Here is a 21160-nt window from a genome sequence, read left to right as displayed (position 1 = left end):
TATAATACTTTGAGCGATTCAATTATGAACGCTCAAAATAATTATTTAGGACGTTTTTCACACATTTTTTATATAATCAGAAGTAGCTAAGGGAATCAGTCGTAATTCCCTTAATTTATATGAGATGGTTGTAATGAAAGCGTTTATTCATCACTCAATTTAGAATTAATTGAACTAAAATATACCAATCACGACACCCACAGAAGTAATGGCCGTTAGGATCAAAATGACTTTGGTCGCGCTCATCTGTTTGGCTGACACGAGCCACCAAGCCAGTAATACCATAGTTAATGGTAGAATTTTAGGGAATATACCATCCAGTACACTTTGTAATGAACGCATGCTTTCACCCATCGGAATTTCTAGTTCTGAATTAAGCACAATATTCCCTGCGGCAAGTCCTCCCACCACCATAATACCAAGAACATTAAAGGCATCTGTAATGCGTTTTATATTATCACCAATAATATTATCAATGGCATTTACACCAAGTTTATAACCGTAATGGAAGCTAATGTAAGAAATCAATGGTCCTAAAATACCATATGATAAAATATAGAAGATTGGACCTATAGCATTTCCTCCTGCTGCCATACCCATTGCGATGGATAACAAAATAGGAACAATGATGCCTTGAATTAATGAATCACCAATTCCCGCTAATGGTCCCATTAACGTTGCTTTGATATTAACCGGTAACTCTTCAGGAACGTTGTGACCTAAAGCTATCTCTTCTTCCATTGAGGCGACAATACCATTGATGATTTGTCCTGTTTGCGGTTCGGTATTGTAAAACATTGAATGTCTGGTTAATAAACGGCGTTTTGCTTCGGGATCATGTTTGTAATATTTTTCGGCAAATGGAATATAAGAAAACGCCCAAGCGTGAGCTTGTAATTTTTCATAGCTCATTGAAGATAGATGTGTAAAACCCCATCGATACCAAATTTGACATAACTCTTTTTTAGTCAATTTTGATTGGTTATTAATTGTTTTATCCATTGTTAATTCTCCTATCAAAATAGATCATCATCTTCAAATACATCAGAATTTGAGGTCGAATTATTTGATTCTTTGATTGCTAATGTAGCGGGTTTATTGATTGCCATATAGTATAAATAGGCTACTAAAGCGGAAATAAATACTAACGCAACCATACTTAATCCAGCGAACGCTAGTAGTACAAAGCCTGCAAAGAAAAAGATAAGCTGAATCTTTGATTTAATGACAATATTCATTAGCATTGCAATACCTAATGCAGGTAATACACCGCCTAATACTGAGATGATTTTTGTTATTACTTCTGGTACATGATTTAATAACCAATCAACTAAACCTGAACCGTAAAAGATCGCCAAAAATATTGGCACTGCTCTTAATAAAAATGTAGTAATTTGTGGAAAGAATAGATGATTAAGAACGATACCCCGTGTATCATTGTGTTCAGCAGCTTGCTGTGCTCTATTATTCCAAAACGAATAGACTGCCATTCGCGTATTATAGAAGATTAAACCAAATGTTTGCCCTAAAAATACTGACAAGGTCACAGCTACCGCAGGCTCTTTAGTCGTTGCTAATGCTAGACCAATACCGCCATAAGCCGCATAAGTAATTTCACTGTTGGTTGCGCCACCTGTTGATAAGTTGGCAATAAAAACAGCTTGAACGGCTAAACCACAAGCAACTCCCGCTTGAACGTCATTAAAGGCTAAACCAACTAAAAGACCTGCAACCAAAGGACGTCCAACAACATAAAATCCTCCTGACATACCAAATAACCAAGGTGATTCAATCGCTCCTAAGTAACAGAATATACCTGTAAGCAAGGCTGGGATAAATAGTGTTTCCATGATGTTTTCCTCAATTATTGAAAACTATAAGGTGTCATATTTTTTCTTCATAACTGACCAGCTTTTCGGTTCATCATCGGGTAGCAACTGAAATTCAATGGTGATACCTTGACTTTCGATATAATCAAAAGCTTGATAGTCTTTATCATCAATGGCAACCGTTCGCCCTAACACTTTGGTATCCGGTCTGGTATTCATACAACCGATATTAAGTACTGGATTGAGTTTTGCTCCAGCTTTAAGGAGTTTTTCAAACGTTTGAGGTGAATCACTTATTAAAAAAAAATTCTTAGCCGATTCCATGCCTTGCTGGATTTTTTCTACTCCTTGAGCAACGGTATAAATGCCTATTTTTAAGTTGCCCGCCGCCGCTTTTAGTACACGTTTTCGTAAGTCATCTGCGGCAATATTATCGCCAACAACTAAGATGCCATCGACGGGTCTTACTTTTGTCCAACGGGTCATTATTTGCCCATGAATCACCCGATCATCCACTCTGGTTAATGTGATTGCCATAACTATTTACTCCTATCATTTAACTTTTAAAAATCCAAATCGTCATTGTTCGTTATTGCTGTTGGTGCAAGTGAAATAGCGTCTTGACCTGCTTGCAAAATTGAATCAAGTAATGCGTGAATATCTGATACATCTTCAGATGCGGTACCTGCTTGAATCAACATCGGTAAATTTAATCCTGAGATTAAAAATACTTTTTTATCAGGGTTAGCGAGCAGGTAACGAAATGTTTCGTTATAGGGGGTTCCCCCCATAATGTCACTTAACACAATGACAAATTCATTTGATGTTAGTAAACTATCTAGAACGTTATTTAATCTTACTGAAAAGTCACTAATCCCTTTCTCATCAAGTTTCACTACCGTAAAATGTGATGTATCCCCAGCAATCATTGCATAGCTTATTAAAATGCCTTCACATAAATCTCCATGTGAAGTGATCACTATTTTCATTATTTTTCACCCTCCATTAAAACCACTTTTATTAAATATATATTTACATATTGATTTTTTTATAACAAATAAATTATGTTTTATTTTTTGAAATGTGAGATATCTATCACATTTTCAAGGCTATTATTATTGACAATACTGTTAATGTTTTTAATATATGTTTTTACATATATAAATAAAAAGGTGGAATTATGAATAAATATTCTTTGATACAATTAAGCCAACTTATTGATCACACTAACTTAAAACCTGATGCGACCACAGCCATGATGGAAAAATTATGTCAGGAAGCAAAAAATTATCATTTTAAAATGGTGGCAATCAATCAGGTTCAGTCGCAGCTTTGTGCACAGTTATTGAAAGGAACGGGGGTTGATATCGGTGCAGCCATCGCTTTTCCTTTAGGGCAAACGACTATTGCTTCGAAATGTTTTGAAACTCAAAATGCTATTGAAAATGGTGCAACCGAAATTGATTATGTAATTAATATCTCCGAGTTAAAAGCTGGAAATTTACACTATATTGAAGATGAAATGACGCAAATAGTTAAAATTTGTCGACAACATAATGTGGTATCGAAAGTTATTTTTGAAAACTGTTATTTAACCGATGAAGAGAAGATCGCACTTTGTAAAATTGCGGTTAAAGTTAAACCTGATTTTATAAAAACTTCTACTGGATTTGGCACTTCAGGCGCTACTGTCGAGGATGTTAAATTAATGAAAAATCAGGTAGGTGATGCAGTTAAAGTTAAAGCTGCTGGTGGAATACGCAGTGCCGATAGTTTCAAAAAAATGATTGCAGCAGGTGCACAACGAATTGGTACCAGTTCTGGCATAGCTATTATTGATGAGCTAAAACAGGAGTTAGTAGCAAGTAATAAAGATACTATCGAACTTTAATCATCAATTTATTTAAATACTATCTATCTTGATGCTGATTATCCTCGCAAATAACTAAATTGCGAGGATAATTTTTTTGCATTAATTTGTTAAATGTGAGTTAACTTGCATGATTTAGTTCAAATACAAAAGAGTTAATATCACCACGGTATTTGGAAATTGAGTACTCAATGGGGATCCGATCGTGAGTGAAAGCAATGGAATGGAAATAAAAAATCGGATCGCCTGTTTCTATATCCAATAGATCACTTGTGGTTTCGTCGGCTTTTAATACTTCAAGTTTGCGACGAATCTGTAAAATAGGAAAGTCCATCTTTTGTAATACTGAATACAGTTTTTCCTGAGTAAAATCATTATTGATGAAATTAGGTAAAAGTTTGGCGGGCAAATAAGTGGTAACTAATACCACAGGTTTACTTTCTGCATAGCGCAGGCGAACGAGCTTGTAGACATCTTCATACTCATTTATCTGCAAATTATTGGCAATATCAGCATTAGCTTTATCCAGCTTAAATGTAAGTACTTTAGTTTTAGGATGAAGTCCTTTCCGATTCATCTCGGAATCATAACTTTCAATAATGTGGGTGAATTCTTGACTGATCTTCTGTTGTTTAACAATCGTGCCTCGGCGTTTTCGACGTTCAAGGTAACCATCATTAACTAATTGCTGAATTGCTTGACGCACGGTTGGTCTACTGACTTGATAGATTTCAGTAAGTTCACATTCTTTCGGTATTAACTGCCCTTGTGGATAGACACCTGACTGTATTTTTTTTAATAGATCTTGTTGAATAGTCAAATGACGTGGCATTTTATTAATATGATTCATAATGATAGTAGTTTATTTGTTATGTTGCTACATATTAGTCGAAAGATTTTATTATGTAAAATTATTATCATAATTATCTTCGGTTTATTGTTGAAAAAGAGTAATAAAAGATTGTTTGATGATGCTAATGGTTCATTATTCTTGGCTAACACGAAAAGTCCGTGACACGATTTAACGATAATAAATTCGCTAAATCTGTCAAAAAGTTTCAGGTTAACCATACGTTTGAGTATAAAAAAGAGAAGCGATTTATTGATTCGAAACGTTAGTTAACACACTTAAGATTTGATGGCTAATGCGTTAAATATCATAAGCAACAAAATCTGAAACTTTTTGAATAATGATAATTTATGACACGATTTAATAATAATTAAGTCGCTAAATCTGTCAAAAAGTTTCAGGTTAACCATATGTTTGAGTATAAAAAGAGAATCGATTAATTGATTCGAAACGTTGGTTAGAACACTCAAGATTTGATGGCTAATGCATTAAATGTCATAAGCGACAAAATCTGAAACCTTTTGAATCATGATAATTTATGACACGATTTAATGATAATTAAGTCGCTAAATTTGTCAAAAAGTTTCAGGTTAACTATACGTTTGAGTATAAAAAAGAGAATCGATTTATTGATTCGAAACGTTAGTTAACACACTTAAGATTTGATGGCTAATGCGTTAAATGACATAAGCAACAAAATCTGAAACTTTTTGAATAATGATAATTTATAACACTATTTAATAATAATTAAGTCGCTAAATCTGTCAAAAAGTTTCAGGTTAACCATACGTTTGAGTATAAAAAAGAGAATCGATTTATTGATTCGAAACGTTAGTTAACACACTTAAGATTTGATGGCTAATGCGTTAAATATCATAAGCAACAAAATCTGAAACTTTTTGAATAATGATAATTTATGACACGATTTAATAATAATTAAGTCGCTAAATCTGTCAAAAAGTTTCAGGTTAACCATACGTTTGAGTATAAAAAATAAGTATATCTTTTATTTAATTTGAAACTTTTGCTAATACGCCTTGACCTTGATAATGATAAATTCTTGTATTATAGGCGACAAAAGCTGATTCACCTTTAATCAGTGTCAGTGTTACCGATTTTGATGTTAAAGTGATATTGCCCTCAATGCAAAATAGTATTTGCGGACTGGTTACCTTTTCATCTCTTGCTTGATTATCACTTTCAATAATTTCAAACTTAAAATCATCAACAGGAATAGGAAAATCAATTTTATTTTGATGAATAACAGGCGAAGTTAATAACTTATCTAAACTAAGGCTATTAAACTGGGTATTTTTCAATAATTCATCGACATCTAAATGCTTATTGGTCAAACCTGCCCGTAATACATTATCCGAGCTTGCCATCACTTCAAGTCCAGTACCACTTAAATAAGCATGCGGTGTTTGAGCGGATAAAAACATGGCTTGCGTTGGTTGCAGTTCAATAACATTTAAGATTAATGGCATAAATACCCCAATATCATTTGGGTAATCCTTAGCAAGAGTTTTAATGGTTAAATAAGGCTCGTTTGAAAACGGTTCAATATTAGTTAACAATTGGTTAATCGCTTGCTCTTTTCTTTCTGGAGATAGTGTTAGCAATGCCTGAAAAAACAGCTTTAATTGTTGTTCATTTGCATAATTTTGCAATTGTTCAAGTTCATTGCTTAATGCCGTAACATTAATTTCCTTAAACAACTGCAAAATTTCAGTAATAGGGCGAAAAGAGCGCAGGGCCTTAAATGGCGTTAGAGCATAAATCAGCTCTGGTTTGTGGTTAGGATCTTTATAATTGCGCTTAGGATCATCTAAAGCGATACCTAATTGATTCTCTTTTGCAAAACCTTGTTCGGCATTTAACTTAGTTGGGTGTACTTGTATCGATAATGCTTTATTTGCTGATAGTACTTTAAATAAGTAGGGAAGAGCAGAATATTGTTGATAAGTTTTAGCACCTAACGTTTCTAAAGGATGTTTTTTAATAAGATCATCAAGTCTGATTTTTTTATGATGATTATCGATAGCCAATGAACATCCCATTGGGTGAGCGCCCATCCAGATTTCAGCAATGGGTTTTTTCGTTGGATTTTTGATAGCAAACAATCTAGGTATATCCTCAATACTTCCCCAATCGTAATTTTTAACACTATTTTCAAGTTTCCATATGGTTTGGTGCATAAATTTAATCCTCTAGTTTTTCAGTTATATCCATACTATTTAATACTTGTTATAGGCTACTATACTCTTAGTAATCATCAATGCATAACCTAAAAACAAACCAATATATTGCAATAAATTGGTTTGTTTTAGAAGTCATATTACTGTTCGCTTTGCATTACTGGTAATTAATTAATAAAAATATTTAAATCTTATACGAGCACCGTATCGATCATCAGTATTATCACCATGTGATTTATTTCTATCTAATAATGACCAATAAGCACCTAAATAAATATTAAAATTATCCATATCCAATACATTATCAATCAAATAAGAGGCATTAACGGTGTGAATTTTATATTTGCCTTTGCTATTAATATGCCCATCTTTAATTTTATTTTCTGGATTAAATTTTTTAATATTATTGTTGGCATAGTAGTAACCTAGCCCAACTTTTTCCCAGATGATATCGGCACCGATGGTCATGTCATTTTCATCTTTGGCACTCATATAAGCAAAGCTGGTATTGATTTTGAGACCTTTGTTTTCCGCCCCCCAATCACCTTCACTGTTCCAAGAAAAAGTTGCGCCATAACCAGTACGCTGTGATTGATCGCGGAATTTACCATTTTTGTCGTAATACCCATACGCGTTTTTTACCACATTGGTTTCAGCTGCGATGGCGGTTGAGAAACTATTATTTTTCCAAGATAAAACGGGGCGAACATATACTACATTTTTCTTTTTCTCAATGTCATAGCCGTGATAGGTCGATTTATTAAACATTTTTTCGCCGTTATTGACTAACGCATTGACTTCTAAATTGAAATTATTCAAAAAAGGCTTATTTAATTGGATGCTACCACCGTTTTTACTGCGTCCGCGACCTTCTTTCATCATATAAATATAGCCAAAACCATCTTCATAGATATCATTAGCCGTATTGCCTGAATATTCAATAAAAGTATCTTGACCAAGAGGAAACATATCATAGGCTTCGTAACGTCCTACTTTGATGCTCCATTCTTGTTTTTGTCCAAAATAAAAAGCCGCATCATCCAAATTCATATCTCCACCCAGATCAGCCAGTGGTTGTACCACAAAACCCGCAAAATTATGACCATTTATTTCGCGATACCCATCTAAACCTATCAAAATTCGACCATTAATATCCCAGCGATCTTTATCAGCAGGTTTATTTTTTTTCTCGGCACTTTCTTTTAGTGAGCTAAGTTGTTGCTTGCTACTTGCAGCATCAACATTTATTTCAACATCGCCATAGAGTTTAAGTTTGCCTTGTGGGGTATCCCACTCAATTGCAGCATTGGCCATTGAACTCAACCCTATTAAACTGAATATAACTATTTTTTTCATAAAACTAACCCCTCAACCGTTTTATATTATTTCATTGTTTGTAGGATGTATGCGATAACATTATATTGAAAAGTAATGTCAATTATTATTTATGTAACTACTTAAAAAATAATAAATGATATCGTTTACATTTATGATGTTATAGGCTGATGAGTATTTTTCAAACTTCAAAAATCTATTTATGTGACAGGTGTAACATTTTTAATTTTAATTTATCGCAGATTCTTAATTTTGAGGTTAACAAAAATGTTCAAGCTATACGAAGATGAGCCTAAGCTATATTTTACGAGTGATTAAGTATATAATGTTAAGCATATCCTATTAATTTAAGTTAAAGTTATATATTTATGAAATCTTCAATTATCAGTAAGTTAGAAACATTGCAAGAACGTTATGAAGAAGTTCAAGCATTATTATCTGACCCTTCGGTAATCGCCGATCAAAATCGCTTTCGCACACTTTCTAAAGAATATGCACAATTAGGTGGTGTAGTGAAGTGTTTTGCTAGCTGGAAGCAAACTCAAGAAAATATTGAAACCGCTAAAATGATGCTTTCTGATCCAGAAATGAGTGAAATGGCTCAAGAAGAACTGAATGAAGCATTAGGACAAGTGGAAGAACAAGAAAGACAGTTACAGGTATTATTATTACCAAAAGATCCGAATGATGATTATAACTGTTTTGTCGAAGTTCGCGCAGGAACCGGCGGAGATGAAGCGGCGATTTTTGCGGGTGATTTAGCTAGAATGTATACCCGTTATGCTGAATCACGTCGTTGGCGAGTTGAAATAATGAGCTCGAATGAGGGTGAGCATGGTGGCTATAAAGAAGTGATTATGCTAATTAGTGGCGATGGCGTCTACGGTAACTTAAAATTTGAATCGGGTGGTCATCGCGTTCAACGTGTACCTGAAACAGAGTCTCAAGGACGTATTCATACTTCTGCGTGTACTGTTGCTGTATTACCAGAAATCCCTGAAGCGGAAATGCCTGAAATCAATCCAGCCGATTTAAAAATCGATACTTATCGTTCATCGGGTGCGGGTGGGCAGCACGTTAATACTACCGATTCAGCTATTCGTATTACCCACTTGCCAACGGGAATTGTTGTTGAGTGTCAAGATGAACGTTCACAACATAAAAATAAAGCCAAAGCCATGTCTGTATTGGCTGCTCGTATTCAGGATGCTGAAATACGTAAACGTCAACAAGAAGAAGCGTCAACTCGGCGTAATCTTTTAGGTTCTGGCGATCGCTCAGATAGAATTAGAACTTATAACTATCCACAAGGGCGAGTGACCGATCATCGAATCAACCTGACTATCTATCGCTTAGACGAAGTAATGGAAGGTAAACTAGAAATGTTAATCGATCCAATTGTACAAGAATATCAAGCAGACCAACTTGCAGCTTTATCGGAACAGGATGAATGACATATTTAGAATGGCTTAAGGGCGCTTCACAAACATTAATTGATAGTGAAAGTCCTAAGCGTGATGCCGAAATTTTATTAAGTTTTGTCACACATAAAACACGCACATTTTTAATGGCATTTAGCGAAACCAAATTAACCGATGATGAGCTAATTGCCTTAGATAGAAATTTGAAACGTCGCCAAGCCGGTGAACCTATCGCTTATATTACGGGCGAAAAAGAATTTTGGTCTTTGAAGTTTAATGTGTCAAACGCGACGTTAATTCCAAGACCCGATACTGAAAAATTGGTTGAGCTTAGTTTAGAATATTTACCTAAAGTACCGTGTGAAGTGTTAGATCTTGGTACTGGTACCGGTGCCATAGCTATTGCTATGGCAACTGAACGTCCTGATTGTTTATTTACTGGCGTTGAAAAAAATAATGATGCTTTAAATTTAGCTCAGAAAAATGCCAATCAGATTGGGGTTAATAACGTCTATTTTTTAAAAGGTGATTGGTATAAACCAATAAAAAACCGTAAATTCTCAATGATAACCAGTAATCCGCCTTATATCGAACCCACAGATATTCATCTATCACAAGGCGATGTTCGATTCGAACCGAAAAGCGCCTTAGTATCTGAAGATGAGGGTTTAGCTGATATTAAATTGATTGTTCAAGGTGCAACGAAACATCTAAATCAATATGGCTGGCTACTCATCGAACATGGCTGGAAACAAGGCGAAGCCGTACAGACCATTTTTAAACAACACGGATTTCAATTAGTTGAAACTTTCACCGACTATAGTGGCAATGATAGGGTTACGCTCGGTCGCTGGTTTAAACCTTAACAAGGATAATTTTATGATGAAACAAAAAAGAGTAAACGTTGGTGATATTACCGTAGCCAATGATCTACCATTTGTGTTATTTGGTGGTATGAACGTACTTGAATCACGTGATTTGGCTATGAAAATTTGTGAACATTATGTCACTGTAACGGATAAATTAAATATCCCTTATATTTTTAAAGCATCTTTTGACAAAGCCAATCGATCATCAATTCACTCGTATCGTGGACCCGGCTTAGAAGAAGGGTTAAAAATCTTCCAAGAACTTAAACAGCAGTTTGGCATAAAAATCATTACTGATGTTCACACTGAAGAGCAATGTCAACCCGTTGCTGATGTGGTTGATGTCATTCAATTACCTGCCTTTTTAGCCAGACAAACGGATCTAGTGGTTGCAATGGCAAAAACAGGTGCAGTGATTAATGTTAAAAAACCACAATTTGTCAGCCCGGGTCAAATGGGGAATATTGTGGAAAAATTCGAAGAAGCGGGTAACAACAAAGTGATTCTTTGTGATCGCGGTAGCTGTTTTGGTTATGACAATTTAGTCGTTGATATGCTTGGTTTTAATATCATGAAAAAAGCCAGCAAAGGCTCACCGGTGATTTTTGATGTCACTCATGCACTCCAATGTCGTGACCCTATGGGTGCAGCCTCTGGCGGACGACGAGGTCAAGTGACTGAACTTGCCCGTTCAGGTATGGCGGTAGGTATAGCTGGACTATTTTTAGAATCACATCCTGATCCAAATCACGCAAAATGTGATGGTCCGTCAGCATTGCCATTAGCGAAACTGGAACCTTTCTTAAAACAGATGAAAGCGATTGATGAACTCGTAAAAAGTTTCGAAGAAATTGATACTGAAAGTTAATCTAATTCTATATTAAATTTCAATTTTAAAGATAAGGGAAATGCTGGGCATTTCTCTTTTTTTGCCTTTCATTCCAAACCCGCCTTAACAAAAATCATGTTGATAATTTAATCTATCATAATAGTATAAATTATTTATTTAACCTGTTTTATCTCAATACATTATTATTTTTTAAAATAAAAAAAGTGAACTTTTTTTCAACTAAAATCATTCAAAATTAGATCTTTTTAGTGATTAGGATCACGAATTTAAATTATTTAATTTGCTAACTAAAATATGTTTATGCATTATAAAAATAGACATTTAGCTTCTTTTTTGGTTTAGCAAAGCTTTTTAAAAGTGTTAATAAAAACGTATAAAATAAAAACGTATAAAATAAAAACGTATAAAATAAAAATGGATTCAATTTTGAGTTAAATAACGAGATCTTCTAACGAAGAATTGCTATTTAAATTAAATGGAATCGTTTTAAGGAAATAAATTATGAACCACTATAATAGATTAAACATTCCTCGTTCTTTGAGTTGTTTGACTAAACTCATCCTATCTTTGACCGTGTTAACCAGTGTTACACCCGTTTATGCTGCTTATGAAAGTAATTTTGTTGATGATTCGTCACTCACTGGCAATGTATTTTTCTGGAACCGTGATCGTGAAAGAAAAAATATCGACGAACATAAATATGAAAAAAACCTTAGGCACTCATCATTTAACACAAATTTAGATTTCAAGTCTGGTTATATTGCTGATCGATTTGCGATTGAATTAGGCGGTTATGGCGCTTGGGAAGTGAGTAACGGTGGTAATGGACATCCTAATGAAATCGGTTTTAGTGGCGCCAATACTCGATGGGGTGAAGATTGGAAAAAAGATGTCAGTGGACTCAGTTTTTATAAAGCATTAGTTAATTTTAAACTCGACGATAAATTTTGGCTCAGAGCAGGATATATCCAACCCTCAGGTCAAACGTTACTTGCTCCACATTGGAGTTTATTACCGGGCACTTATCGAGGTGTGGAATTCGGCACTTTGCTTGATTTCGATGATGCGGGTGCGTTATCCATGTCTTATATGTGGACAGATAAATATAAAGCACCTTGGTATAAACGACTTTATGAATTTAAACAATGGGGAAAAGGGAAAAAAATTGATTACCTCCATTCTGCTGGTTTGAAATATGACTTTAAAAACGATTTTGTGATAGAAAGTGCTTTCGGGCAGGCACAAAATTATATGAACCAATTTTTTGGTAAAGCCTCATATAAAACAGATGTATTTAATAACCCACTGACTATGAGCTACCAATTTTATGGCGCTAAAGATCAGTCTCACAAAGGTAAAAATGTTTATGATGGCTTAGCATGGTTGCAGGCCGCTACCTTAGGTTATCAAATGGGGCCTGTTGGTTTACGCCTCGAAGGTGTTGTTGTTAAAGCAGAAGGGGAGCAAGGATTCTTTTTGCAACGTATGACGCCTGATTATGCTTCTTCAAATGGTCGATTAGATATCTGGTGGAATTCTCGCTCTGACTTCAATGCCAATGGTGAAAAAGCGCTATTTGCAGAAATCACTTATGATTTAGGGGACTTATCAAATTACTTAACAGGGTGGAGAACAGGTGCTTCTTATGCTTATGGTTGGGATGCAAAACCAAGCACAAACAAACAATTTAATCAGAAAAAACGTTTAATTGAATCAGCTTATAACTTTGATTTAGGTTATACCGTACAAAATGGTTGGATAAAAGATACCTCTTTGCAACTTCATTTTACCAAATATAACAATCACACCAATATCCCAAGTTGGGGAGGTGGATATGGCAATATCTTCCAAGATGAACGCGATATCAAATTTATTGTTACTGTACCTTTCACCGTTTTCAATGCTAAACAAAAATAGGTAATCGTCATGAAAAAGTTTAAATCAGCTATTATTGCTACATCCATAGCAACATTATTAAGTATGGGAGCAACACAATCTGCTAGTGCTTCACAAAAAATTGTAGATACCATGAGTTCACAATTACGTCTAAATTATCAAATCGTGGATAATGATGCTGTAAATCATGGAATAGATTGTGCGGCATTGGGTGCAGATTGGGCATCATGTAACAAAGTGACCTTAACCCTTAAAAATACAGGGTCTGCGATTACTGACAAAGATTGGGCAATCTATTTTCATAATATTCGAATGATCTTAGCGGTAAACAATGATCAATTTAAAATTACCCATGTCACCGGTGACCTACACAAGCTTGAACCTACGGAGAAATTCAAAAATATTCCCGCAAATGCTGTTGTGACTATTCCGATCATTGGTGAATATTGGCAAATCAGTGAAAGTGATGTTATGCCTAGATGGTATGTGACCTCATCAAAAGCTGAACCAAAAGTGATTGCCAATACCGATACCGATTCTGATAATCTCTCTGCATTTGTAAAACCATTAGGCGAACAATGGAAAATCTCGCCAAATGATCATAATGTTTTAATGACGCCTGAAAATCGTTATCAACGTAACAAAGATATACAAGAAATTAACGAAGAGTTGTTAAAAGGGCAAATTTTACCGACTCCATCCAAACTTACTGTTGGTAAAGAGACAATTATCCTAAATGAAAATGGCGTTAATTTAGTGCTTAATCACTTATCAAAAGAGAGTAAATCAGTATTAGAAGAACATTTTAGAAAACTAGAGATTGCTGTTAGCAGTAAAGGTTTTAACATTAATGCTTCAATTGATAAAAGTGCATTTAAAAAAGGTGTAAAAGGGAGTTATAAATTAGAGATAACGCCTCAAGGAGCAACCATTTTAGCCTTTGATGAAAGCGGAATTTTTTATGGTGTAGAATCGATATTATCAGTAATACATGCCAAAAACCCTCAAGTTATACCTACACTTTCAGCCGAGGACGCTCCTCGATTTGAATATCGAGGAATGATGTTAGATACCGGTCGAAACTTTAAAAGTAAAGAAGCGGTATTACAGTTACTTGATACGATGTCAAAATATAAAATGAATAAATTTCATTTCCATTTAAGTGACGATGAAGGTTGGCGAATTGAAATTCCGGGTTTACCTGAATTGACCGAATTTGGGAGCAAACGCTGTCATGATCTGAGTGAGACAAAATGCTTATTACCACAACTCGGATCGGGTCCAAATAGCAACAATAGTGGCAGTGGATACTTTACTCGAAATGATTATATTGAAATAGTGAAGTATGCAAATGCTCGATTTATTGAAGTCATCCCAGAAATAGATATGCCTGCACATGCTAGAGCGGCGATTATGTCGATGGAAGTGAGATATCAACGCCTAATGAATAAAGGTCAAGAACAACAAGCTAATGAATATCGATTAGTCGATCCAACCGATACATCAAATACGACCACAGTACAATTTTATAATCGACAAAGTTATCTTAATCCGTGTTTAGATTCTTCGAAAAAATTTGTGAATAAAGTCATTAGTGAAATAGCCAAAATGCATGCTGAAGCTAAACAACCAATTTCAACTTGGCATTTTGGTGGTGATGAAGCGAAAAATATTCATTTTGGTAATGGTTACCAAGATATTAATGCCGCTCAAAAAGAGACGGGTAAAGGTTTAATTGATCAAAGTATTGAAGATCATCCATGGGCAAAATCACAAGCTTGCCAAGCCTTTGTTAACAAAGGGGTTGTTAAAAACATTGAACATCTACCAAGTCATTTTGCTGTCGAAGTGAGTAAAATCATTAAAAACAACGGAATTAATCGCATGCAAGTATGGCAAGATGGCGTAAAATTCGCAACCGATGCCAAATCTTTTGCCACCGATGAAGTGATTGTCAATTTCTGGGATAGCTTGTATTGGGGGGGATATGATTCAGTAAATGAATACGCCAATAAAGGTTATAAAGTTATTGTATCTAACCCTGATTATGTCTATTTAGATATGCCTTACGAAGTTAATCCAAAAGAAAGTGGTTACTATTGGGCTTCTCGTTTCAATGATGAACGCAAAATATTCAGTTTTGCGCCTGATAACTTACCACAAAATGCAGAAACATCGTATGATCGTAACGGTGATGCATTTGCTGCAAAAGGCACCATGAATTGGCCGGGCGCATACGGATTATCCGCTCAAATTTGGACTGAAAATATTCGCACAGATGATAAAATGGCTTACATGGCTTACCCTCGATTGCTCAGTGTTGCAGAGCGTGCATGGCATAAAGCCGATTGGGAGACAAATTATCAAAAAGATCGCCAATTCCAACAAGGCGAAACCCATTATGTTGATCAGCAAAAGCTTTTCAATGATTGGAATCAATTTGCCAATTTAATCGGTCAACGAGAATTAGCTAAATTAGATGCAGCTTCAATTAATTATCGTCTACCTGTCCCGGGTGCGAAGATTGAAAATGGTAAATTGATCGCGAACATCGTCTTCCCTGGTTTAAGTATTGAATATTCAATTGATAAAGGTAATCAGTGGCAACGCTATCAAGGTCCTACTGCCATTAAGAAAGGTGAAAGTGTCATTATTCGTAGCGTCTCGCCAAATAAACAAAGGACCAGTCGCATTGAAATTGTGAAATAAATTAATATTAATCATTATTCTTATCCGTTATTTAACGGATAAGAATAAATAATCGATAAAACAAATAGATTAAAAATATCACCCCTATTAATGAAGCGTTTCCATATTATCATCAACTTCATTAAAATCATCACTGCCATCTTCAAAATAGGTTCCCCAACCATCATAATTGACACCAAATTGGTTAGTTAATGTGATGATTTCCGCTATTTGGGCATTAATTAATTCTGCATTAAGTGGACTTTCAGCCACAATATCAAACCCGATAACAACATTGCCAGTATCATCTACATCTTCATCAGGGTCGGTAGCTTCATAACCTAATTTATAAGCTTCTACAGCGACTTTTTCAAGTAGATCAAAATTTTGTGATGAGATATGATGTTCAATAATATAAAGCGCATGAGGATCGCTGCCATCTTCTAATAGTTCTTCAATAATAGCGTTAGTATCTTGTTGAGCAAGCATAATTTGATCTTTCATAATTTACCTTTTAGTGGTCATGCAATTTGTGTGGTATATTACACGTTTAAAAATAATTTTCGAGAAAAAAAGTGATCGTCGATTTACATTCGCATACAACTGCGTCAGATGGCATATTGACACCTAGTGAACTGGTCAAAAGAGCAGCTGATAATCAAATCAGTATGTTAGCAATTACCGATCATGATACTATCAAAGGTCTGTTAGAGGCAAAAAACACGATAGAACGTGACAATTTACCCGTTAAATTAATTTATGGCGTTGAAGTGTCAACAATTTGGAAGAATAATGAAATTCATATTGTTGGATTAAATATCGATATTGAAAATTCACCGTTGCTTGAATTGTTATCAGCCCAAGAACAAGGTCGAATTGATAGAGCAATAAGCATTGATCAAAAATTGGCGAAAGTTAGCATTGATAATGCATATCAACAAGCACAACAATTTTCGAAAGGTGATATTGTATCACGTGCCCATTTTGCCCGTTTTTTAGTGGCCAATGGTCATGTTAAAGATGTTAAACAAGCATTTAAAAAATATTTAGGCAAAAGTGGTTATGCTTATGTGCCTGCAAAATGTTGCTCTATTGGTGATGCGGTTAATGCTATTCATGCAGCAGGTGGGCAAGCAGTACTTGCTCATCCTAGTCGTTATGATTTAACGTTAACTAAATTAAAAACCTTAATTGGTGAATTTAAAGAATATGGTGGTGATGCAATGGAAGTATCACAAAGCCGACAAACACAAGATGATTTACAACGATTGGCAAAATTAGCTAATGAATTCGGATTATTGGCATCTCAAGGTTCCGATTTTCATGATTTGGTTAATTATCTTGATTTAGGTAAAACCACACCTTTACCCGCCAGTGTGACACCAATCTGGCATAATTGGAATGACTAAATAAAACAACAAAACTTAACCATAACACTAATATAGAAGAAAACTATGAGCCAAACTTTTTATATTCATCCTGATAATCCACAAACAAGATTATTAGATCAAGTTGTCAAAATTTTAAATGAGGGTGGCGTTATCGCTTTTCCGACAGATTCAGGTTATTCATTAGGCTGCTTGCTCGATAATAAGTATGGTGTTGATCGCATTTGCCAAATTCGCCAGCTTGATAAATATCACAACTTTACTTTAATGTGTCGCGATCTTTCAGAACTATCATCTTACGCTTTTGTTGATAACACGACTTTCCGTCTCTTGAAGAATAATACCCCCGGTAAATATGTCTTTATTTTGCAAGCCAGCAAAGAAGTACCTCGTCGATTAATGAATGAAAAACGTAAAACCATTGGTTTACGTATTCCTGATAATAAAATTGATTTAGCATTACTTGAATTGTTAGGGCAACCATTAATGACAACCACATTAATTTTACCTAATGAAGATGAAGCCCAATCCGATCCTGAAGAGATTGAAGATAAAATTGGTCATCAACTTGATGCTATTGTGCATGGCGGATACATTGGTCCGCAACCTACAACAGTAATCGACTTAACTAATGACTATCCAGATATTATTCGTCAAGGCAGTGGTGATATAAGCCCGTTTATTTAGTGTAACTTTCTGGATAGATTAATGAAATATAAATTTTTTATACCTTTTGCTTTGATAGGTATATTTCTCTGTTTGTTAAGTACCTTGTTAGCTTACCAACAAATTGGTTTTATTAATGAATCAGACTCTACAGTAGGTTATGTTACAAGTTTTGAATTTCGTCATTCTAGAGACCGACATCCTCATCATAGTTTAATTTATTATCCTATTGTTACTTTTACTGATAAAAAGGATCAAAAGAGAATCTTTACTTCATCATTTGGGTCTAATCCCAGCTTTTATGATATAGGTCAACAGGTGAAAGTTCGTTATAATGATAAGGAAGCTAAAATATCGGATTTTATGGCACTTTGGTTTGATATAGTTTTTATCGCTTCTATGGGAACGATATTTAGTGTAGTTGGATTTTATCTGCCTTATTTTTTGGCAAAACATTCTGAAAATTATAGAATTAATCTCTTAAACAGCAAACGACATAAACGCAAACACAAATATAAAATACTTCGAAAGAATAAACGTAAATAAAATAATTATTTAGTAACATTAAAAATTTATACCTATTTTTTGTTGCAAATTGAGTAACTCAATATTCAACAAATAAAATTTACTAACTGTATCAAAATAATAAAATCGATTTTGATATAAGTTTTCACTTAAAGTTAAACAAATATGATACCTGTGAAGGTAGCGAGAACTGCTTATGAAAAACATAAAAGATAATACTGAAAAATTACAAAAGGTACTAGCCAATTTAGGCAATGGTTCACGGCGTGAGATTGAAGCCATGATAGCGGCAGGGAAGATCAGCGTTAACGGTAAAATTGCCAATTTAGGCGATCGTGTCGATGTCAGTGCTAATCCCAAAATTCGCATCAATGGGCATTTAATTCAACTAAGAAGTAAAGAAAAAGAGATCTGCCGAGTTCTGGCTTATTATAAACCAGAGGGTGAAATTTGTTCACGTAATGATCCTCAAGGTCGTGCGACGGTATTTGAACGATTGCCACGTTTAAAAAATGCACGTTGGATCAATATTGGTCGTTTAGACATCAATACGTCAGGACTTTTGTTATTTACTACTGATGGTGAATTGGCTAACCGTTTAATGCATCCAAGACATGAAATCGAACGTGAATATGCTGTGCGAGTGTTTGGTAATATTACCGATCAGCAAATTAATCAATTGCGCAAAGGTGTACAATTGGAAGACGGTCCTGCTTCATTTAATTCAATTAAAGCACAAGGTGGTGATGGTCTTAACCAATGGTTTAATGTCGTTATAACCGAAGGTCGTAATCGCGAAGTGCGTAGAATGTGGGAAGCCATCGATGTACAAGTAAGCCGCTTATTGCGTATTCGTTATGGCAACATCAACTTACCAAAAGGCTTATCACGCGGTACATGGATGGAACTAGGTATTGATTCTGTCAACTATTTACGTGAACTTGTGGGCTTACCAGCAGAAGTTAAAAGTTTTACTAAAACAACTTCATCATCGGACAAAAAAACGGTTAGACCAAAACGTATCAAATTGAATAATCCGTCTAAATCACCTCGCCGTGCTACGGCTAAAAAACCTACTCGAAAATAGAGTTATTCATCACCTCAATACATAATTTGTATTGAGGTGTGCACCCATCAAAAAATTGATTAATGTTAAAAATATTATTTTTTACGCTTTGTTATCATCGTTGTGGTATAGAAATATAGCATTAAATGAAAAATGCTAAGTATTTTTTTTTCATAAAATCGGCAAAAATAATTAAAGGCTATTTTAATTAACGTGTAACCCATCAAACTTGTTATATTCTAAATAGTTTGATAAAGGATGAATAATTATTGAAAGGAAATATTATGCGAATAGTAATAACCATTTTTGTCATTTTTTTTCTTACCGCTTGCCATACACGTACAAGTGAGGAAGCATATAAAGAGGGAAAATATCTAGAAAGTATCAGTTTATTAACTAACAATATTGAAGAAAAAGGCCTCAAAAAGTATGACAAAGATAAAGCCGAAAAGTTACGCACTTTAGTCACTAATGTTATGGAACATTATGAAACCAATCTAGCCAATACTTCAGACACCGATTATAAAAAACGTATTGATATCTACCAAAACTTACTTAAGATGAAAATGATGCTTAGGGATCGTTTTTATAGTTCAACGGTCGATTTTTTCAATAATAAATACGATTCGGAACAATTGGAGCAAACCATTGCTAAACAATATTACGATTATGCAAATTCAATAACGGGCACAGACAGTATAAGCTATAAGAACAAAGCCAATTTATACCAACGTGGTTTAGAACGATATAATTATAAAGATATTGAAAAACGGTATCAAAACGCCAATACGAAATATATGCAGGTTGCTGCCAAAGAATACTATGATTTAGGTAAAAAATTTGCACAAGAAAAAAACTACAAAGAGGCTGCAACGGCTTTTAGTAATGCTTCACAAGTTTATCAACCACTCGGTAAATATAGAGATAGTGATAAACGAGCAATTGAAAATGACAAAAAATATTGTACGCAACAAGCCGAGGCTGCTTATCAACAAGCCCAACAACTCTCTCAAAATGCCAGAAAGCGTCACGAGTTTCGAGAGGTGGCAGATTACTTTAACAAAGCAGTAAAAGTTTACCAGCCATATGGAAAATATCGCGATGCAAAAGCATTAGCTGACACCTACCAAAAAAAGGGAATTGTTAAAGTTTACTATAATTCATCCCCATCTCAATTTACGAATGAAATTAGAGAATATATAGGCTCATATTATATTGAGTTTACCAATTACTTGAGTGAAGCAGATATTGATATACGAATTGACTACGATATTGATTTTAATGATCTTGGCAAATCAGTTAATTATGAAACAAAAACTGAACTGGTATTTGATAAATATGTCGAAGTGCCAGATAAAAAAGGGAGAATAACCAAACTCAAAAGCTATAAAGATCAGCGCTACACTATAGAAACAGAAACTCATAGCAATCAACTAACATTAACGACAAACATCATGGTTAACGGTATGTATAGCTATATTAAATCATTTAAAGTTAAAGAAACTTCCGCTAAATACAAATATATTTATAGTGGTGATGTACCATCAAAATACCGTAACTATAGTGAAGGAAGTTTAAAATCTCAAGATGAACTTTATAAACAAGCCCAACAAGAACAACTAACCGAATTAAGGTCTAGACTTAAGGATATTGCTAATGATCTCTCTTACCTTTAATAGAAAGATTTAAGAGATGATAAAAAGTATCTT

19 protein-coding genes are annotated in these 21160 nt (G+C 34.6%); 11 read left to right on the top strand and 8 right to left on the bottom strand.

Annotated features, from left to right (window positions below):
- Positions 1 to 174 precede the first annotated feature (174 nt).
- From H3T96_RS06930 to H3T96_RS06915, 4 genes are read right to left on the bottom strand one after another with little or no spacing between them, the layout of a single operon-like run.
- A complete protein-coding gene (locus tag H3T96_RS06930; RefSeq protein WP_144091886.1) occupies positions 175 to 1002 on the bottom strand; it encodes a PTS system mannose/fructose/sorbose family transporter subunit IID in 828 nt (275 codons plus the stop codon).
- A 14-nt stretch (positions 1003 to 1016) separates the two neighbouring features.
- Complete coding sequence (locus H3T96_RS06925; protein ID WP_186279243.1) at positions 1017 to 1850, bottom strand: PTS sugar transporter subunit IIC; 834 nt, start codon at positions 1848 to 1850, stop codon at positions 1017 to 1019.
- A 24-nt stretch (positions 1851 to 1874) separates the two neighbouring features.
- Positions 1875 to 2366 carry a PTS sugar transporter subunit IIB gene (locus H3T96_RS06920; RefSeq protein WP_025315142.1) on the bottom strand — a complete coding sequence of 164 codons (492 nt, stop codon included), beginning with the start codon at positions 2364 to 2366 and terminating at the stop codon, positions 1875 to 1877.
- Between the two features lie 26 nt (positions 2367 to 2392).
- Positions 2393 to 2818, bottom strand: coding sequence for a PTS sugar transporter subunit IIA (locus H3T96_RS06915; protein WP_144091888.1), 426 nt, complete (start codon positions 2816 to 2818; stop codon positions 2393 to 2395).
- 191 nt (positions 2819 to 3009) lie between these two features.
- Between H3T96_RS06915 and deoC the strand changes: the two genes are divergently transcribed.
- Positions 3010 to 3720 carry a deoxyribose-phosphate aldolase gene (gene deoC, locus H3T96_RS06910; protein WP_144091889.1) on the top strand — a complete coding sequence of 237 codons (711 nt, stop codon included), beginning with the start codon at positions 3010 to 3012 and terminating at the stop codon, positions 3718 to 3720.
- 100 nt (positions 3721 to 3820) lie between these two features.
- Here deoC and H3T96_RS06905 read toward each other — a convergent pair whose 3' ends face one another.
- From H3T96_RS06905 to H3T96_RS06895, 3 genes are all read right to left on the bottom strand, one after another.
- Complete coding sequence (locus H3T96_RS06905) at positions 3821 to 4549, bottom strand: GntR family transcriptional regulator (protein ID WP_198248620.1); 729 nt, start codon at positions 4547 to 4549, stop codon at positions 3821 to 3823.
- Between the two features lie 1010 nt (positions 4550 to 5559).
- Complete coding sequence (manA, locus tag H3T96_RS06900; RefSeq protein WP_144091890.1) at positions 5560 to 6747, bottom strand: mannose-6-phosphate isomerase, class I; 1188 nt, start codon at positions 6745 to 6747, stop codon at positions 5560 to 5562.
- Positions 6748 to 6918: 171 nt separating this feature from the next.
- On the bottom strand, positions 6919 to 8103 hold the full coding sequence (locus H3T96_RS06895) for a carbohydrate porin (RefSeq protein ID WP_039126852.1): 1185 nt from the start codon (positions 8101 to 8103) through the stop codon (positions 6919 to 6921).
- Positions 8104 to 8450: 347 nt separating this feature from the next.
- Here H3T96_RS06895 and prfA point away from each other — a divergent pair, with 347 nt between their 5' ends.
- The 5 genes from prfA to H3T96_RS06870 all read left to right on the top strand — a co-directional run bounded on the left by prfA (position 8451) and on the right by H3T96_RS06870 (position 15827).
- Entirely contained in the window at positions 8451 to 9536 is a 1086-nt protein-coding gene (gene prfA, locus H3T96_RS06890; protein ID WP_039126855.1) for a peptide chain release factor 1, read from the top strand.
- Positions 9533 to 10369 carry a peptide chain release factor N(5)-glutamine methyltransferase gene (gene prmC, locus H3T96_RS06885; RefSeq protein WP_039126859.1) on the top strand — a complete coding sequence of 279 codons (837 nt, stop codon included), beginning with the start codon at positions 9533 to 9535 and terminating at the stop codon, positions 10367 to 10369. Before prfA ends, prmC begins: the two co-directional genes overlap by 4 nt.
- 16 nt (positions 10370 to 10385) lie before the next feature.
- A complete protein-coding gene (kdsA, locus tag H3T96_RS06880) occupies positions 10386 to 11240 on the top strand; it encodes a 3-deoxy-8-phosphooctulonate synthase (RefSeq protein ID WP_086308427.1) in 855 nt (284 codons plus the stop codon).
- A 483-nt stretch (positions 11241 to 11723) separates the two neighbouring features.
- Entirely contained in the window at positions 11724 to 13139 is a 1416-nt protein-coding gene (locus H3T96_RS06875) for an OprD family outer membrane porin (protein WP_144091891.1), read from the top strand.
- Between the two features lie 9 nt (positions 13140 to 13148).
- A complete protein-coding gene (locus tag H3T96_RS06870; protein WP_144091892.1) occupies positions 13149 to 15827 on the top strand; it encodes a beta-N-acetylhexosaminidase in 2679 nt (892 codons plus the stop codon).
- Positions 15828 to 15914: 87 nt separating this feature from the next.
- Here the strand turns inward: H3T96_RS06870 and rraB are convergent, their stop codons facing one another.
- Positions 15915 to 16310: a ribonuclease E inhibitor RraB gene (gene rraB / locus H3T96_RS06865; protein WP_039126862.1), complete on the bottom strand. Its 396-nt coding sequence runs from the start codon at positions 16308 to 16310 to the stop codon at positions 15915 to 15917.
- A 71-nt stretch (positions 16311 to 16381) separates the two neighbouring features.
- Between rraB and H3T96_RS06860 the strand changes: the two genes are divergently transcribed.
- The 5 genes from H3T96_RS06860 to H3T96_RS06840 all read left to right on the top strand — a co-directional run bounded on the left by H3T96_RS06860 (position 16382) and on the right by H3T96_RS06840 (position 21127).
- Positions 16382 to 17215, top strand: a complete 834-nt coding sequence (locus H3T96_RS06860; RefSeq protein WP_144091893.1) for a PHP domain-containing protein — start codon at positions 16382 to 16384, stop codon at positions 17213 to 17215.
- A gap of 45 nt (positions 17216 to 17260) precedes the next feature.
- Positions 17261 to 17881 (top strand): L-threonylcarbamoyladenylate synthase, encoded by a 621-nt coding sequence (locus H3T96_RS06855; protein WP_144091894.1) that lies wholly within the window; start codon positions 17261 to 17263, stop codon positions 17879 to 17881.
- Between the two features lie 21 nt (positions 17882 to 17902).
- On the top strand, positions 17903 to 18406 hold the full coding sequence (locus H3T96_RS06850) for a DUF3592 domain-containing protein (RefSeq protein ID WP_144091895.1): 504 nt from the start codon (positions 17903 to 17905) through the stop codon (positions 18404 to 18406).
- Positions 18407 to 18581: 175 nt separating this feature from the next.
- The gene (gene rluB, locus H3T96_RS06845) at positions 18582 to 19472 is read left to right on the top strand and encodes a 23S rRNA pseudouridine(2605) synthase RluB (RefSeq protein ID WP_039126869.1); all 891 of its coding nucleotides are present in this window, start codon (positions 18582 to 18584) and stop codon (positions 19470 to 19472) included.
- A gap of 263 nt (positions 19473 to 19735) precedes the next feature.
- Positions 19736 to 21127, top strand: coding sequence for a hypothetical protein (locus tag H3T96_RS06840; protein ID WP_144091896.1), 1392 nt, complete (start codon positions 19736 to 19738; stop codon positions 21125 to 21127).
- The last annotated feature ends 33 nt before the right edge of the window (positions 21128 to 21160 follow it).

The organism is Gilliamella sp. W8136 (assembly GCF_016101285.1).
Taxonomy (GTDB): Bacteria; Pseudomonadota; Gammaproteobacteria; order Enterobacterales; family Orbaceae; genus Gilliamella; species Gilliamella apicola_N.
Note: the sequence above shows the minus strand (reverse complement) of the source record. Positions and strands in the feature narration are given on the sequence as shown.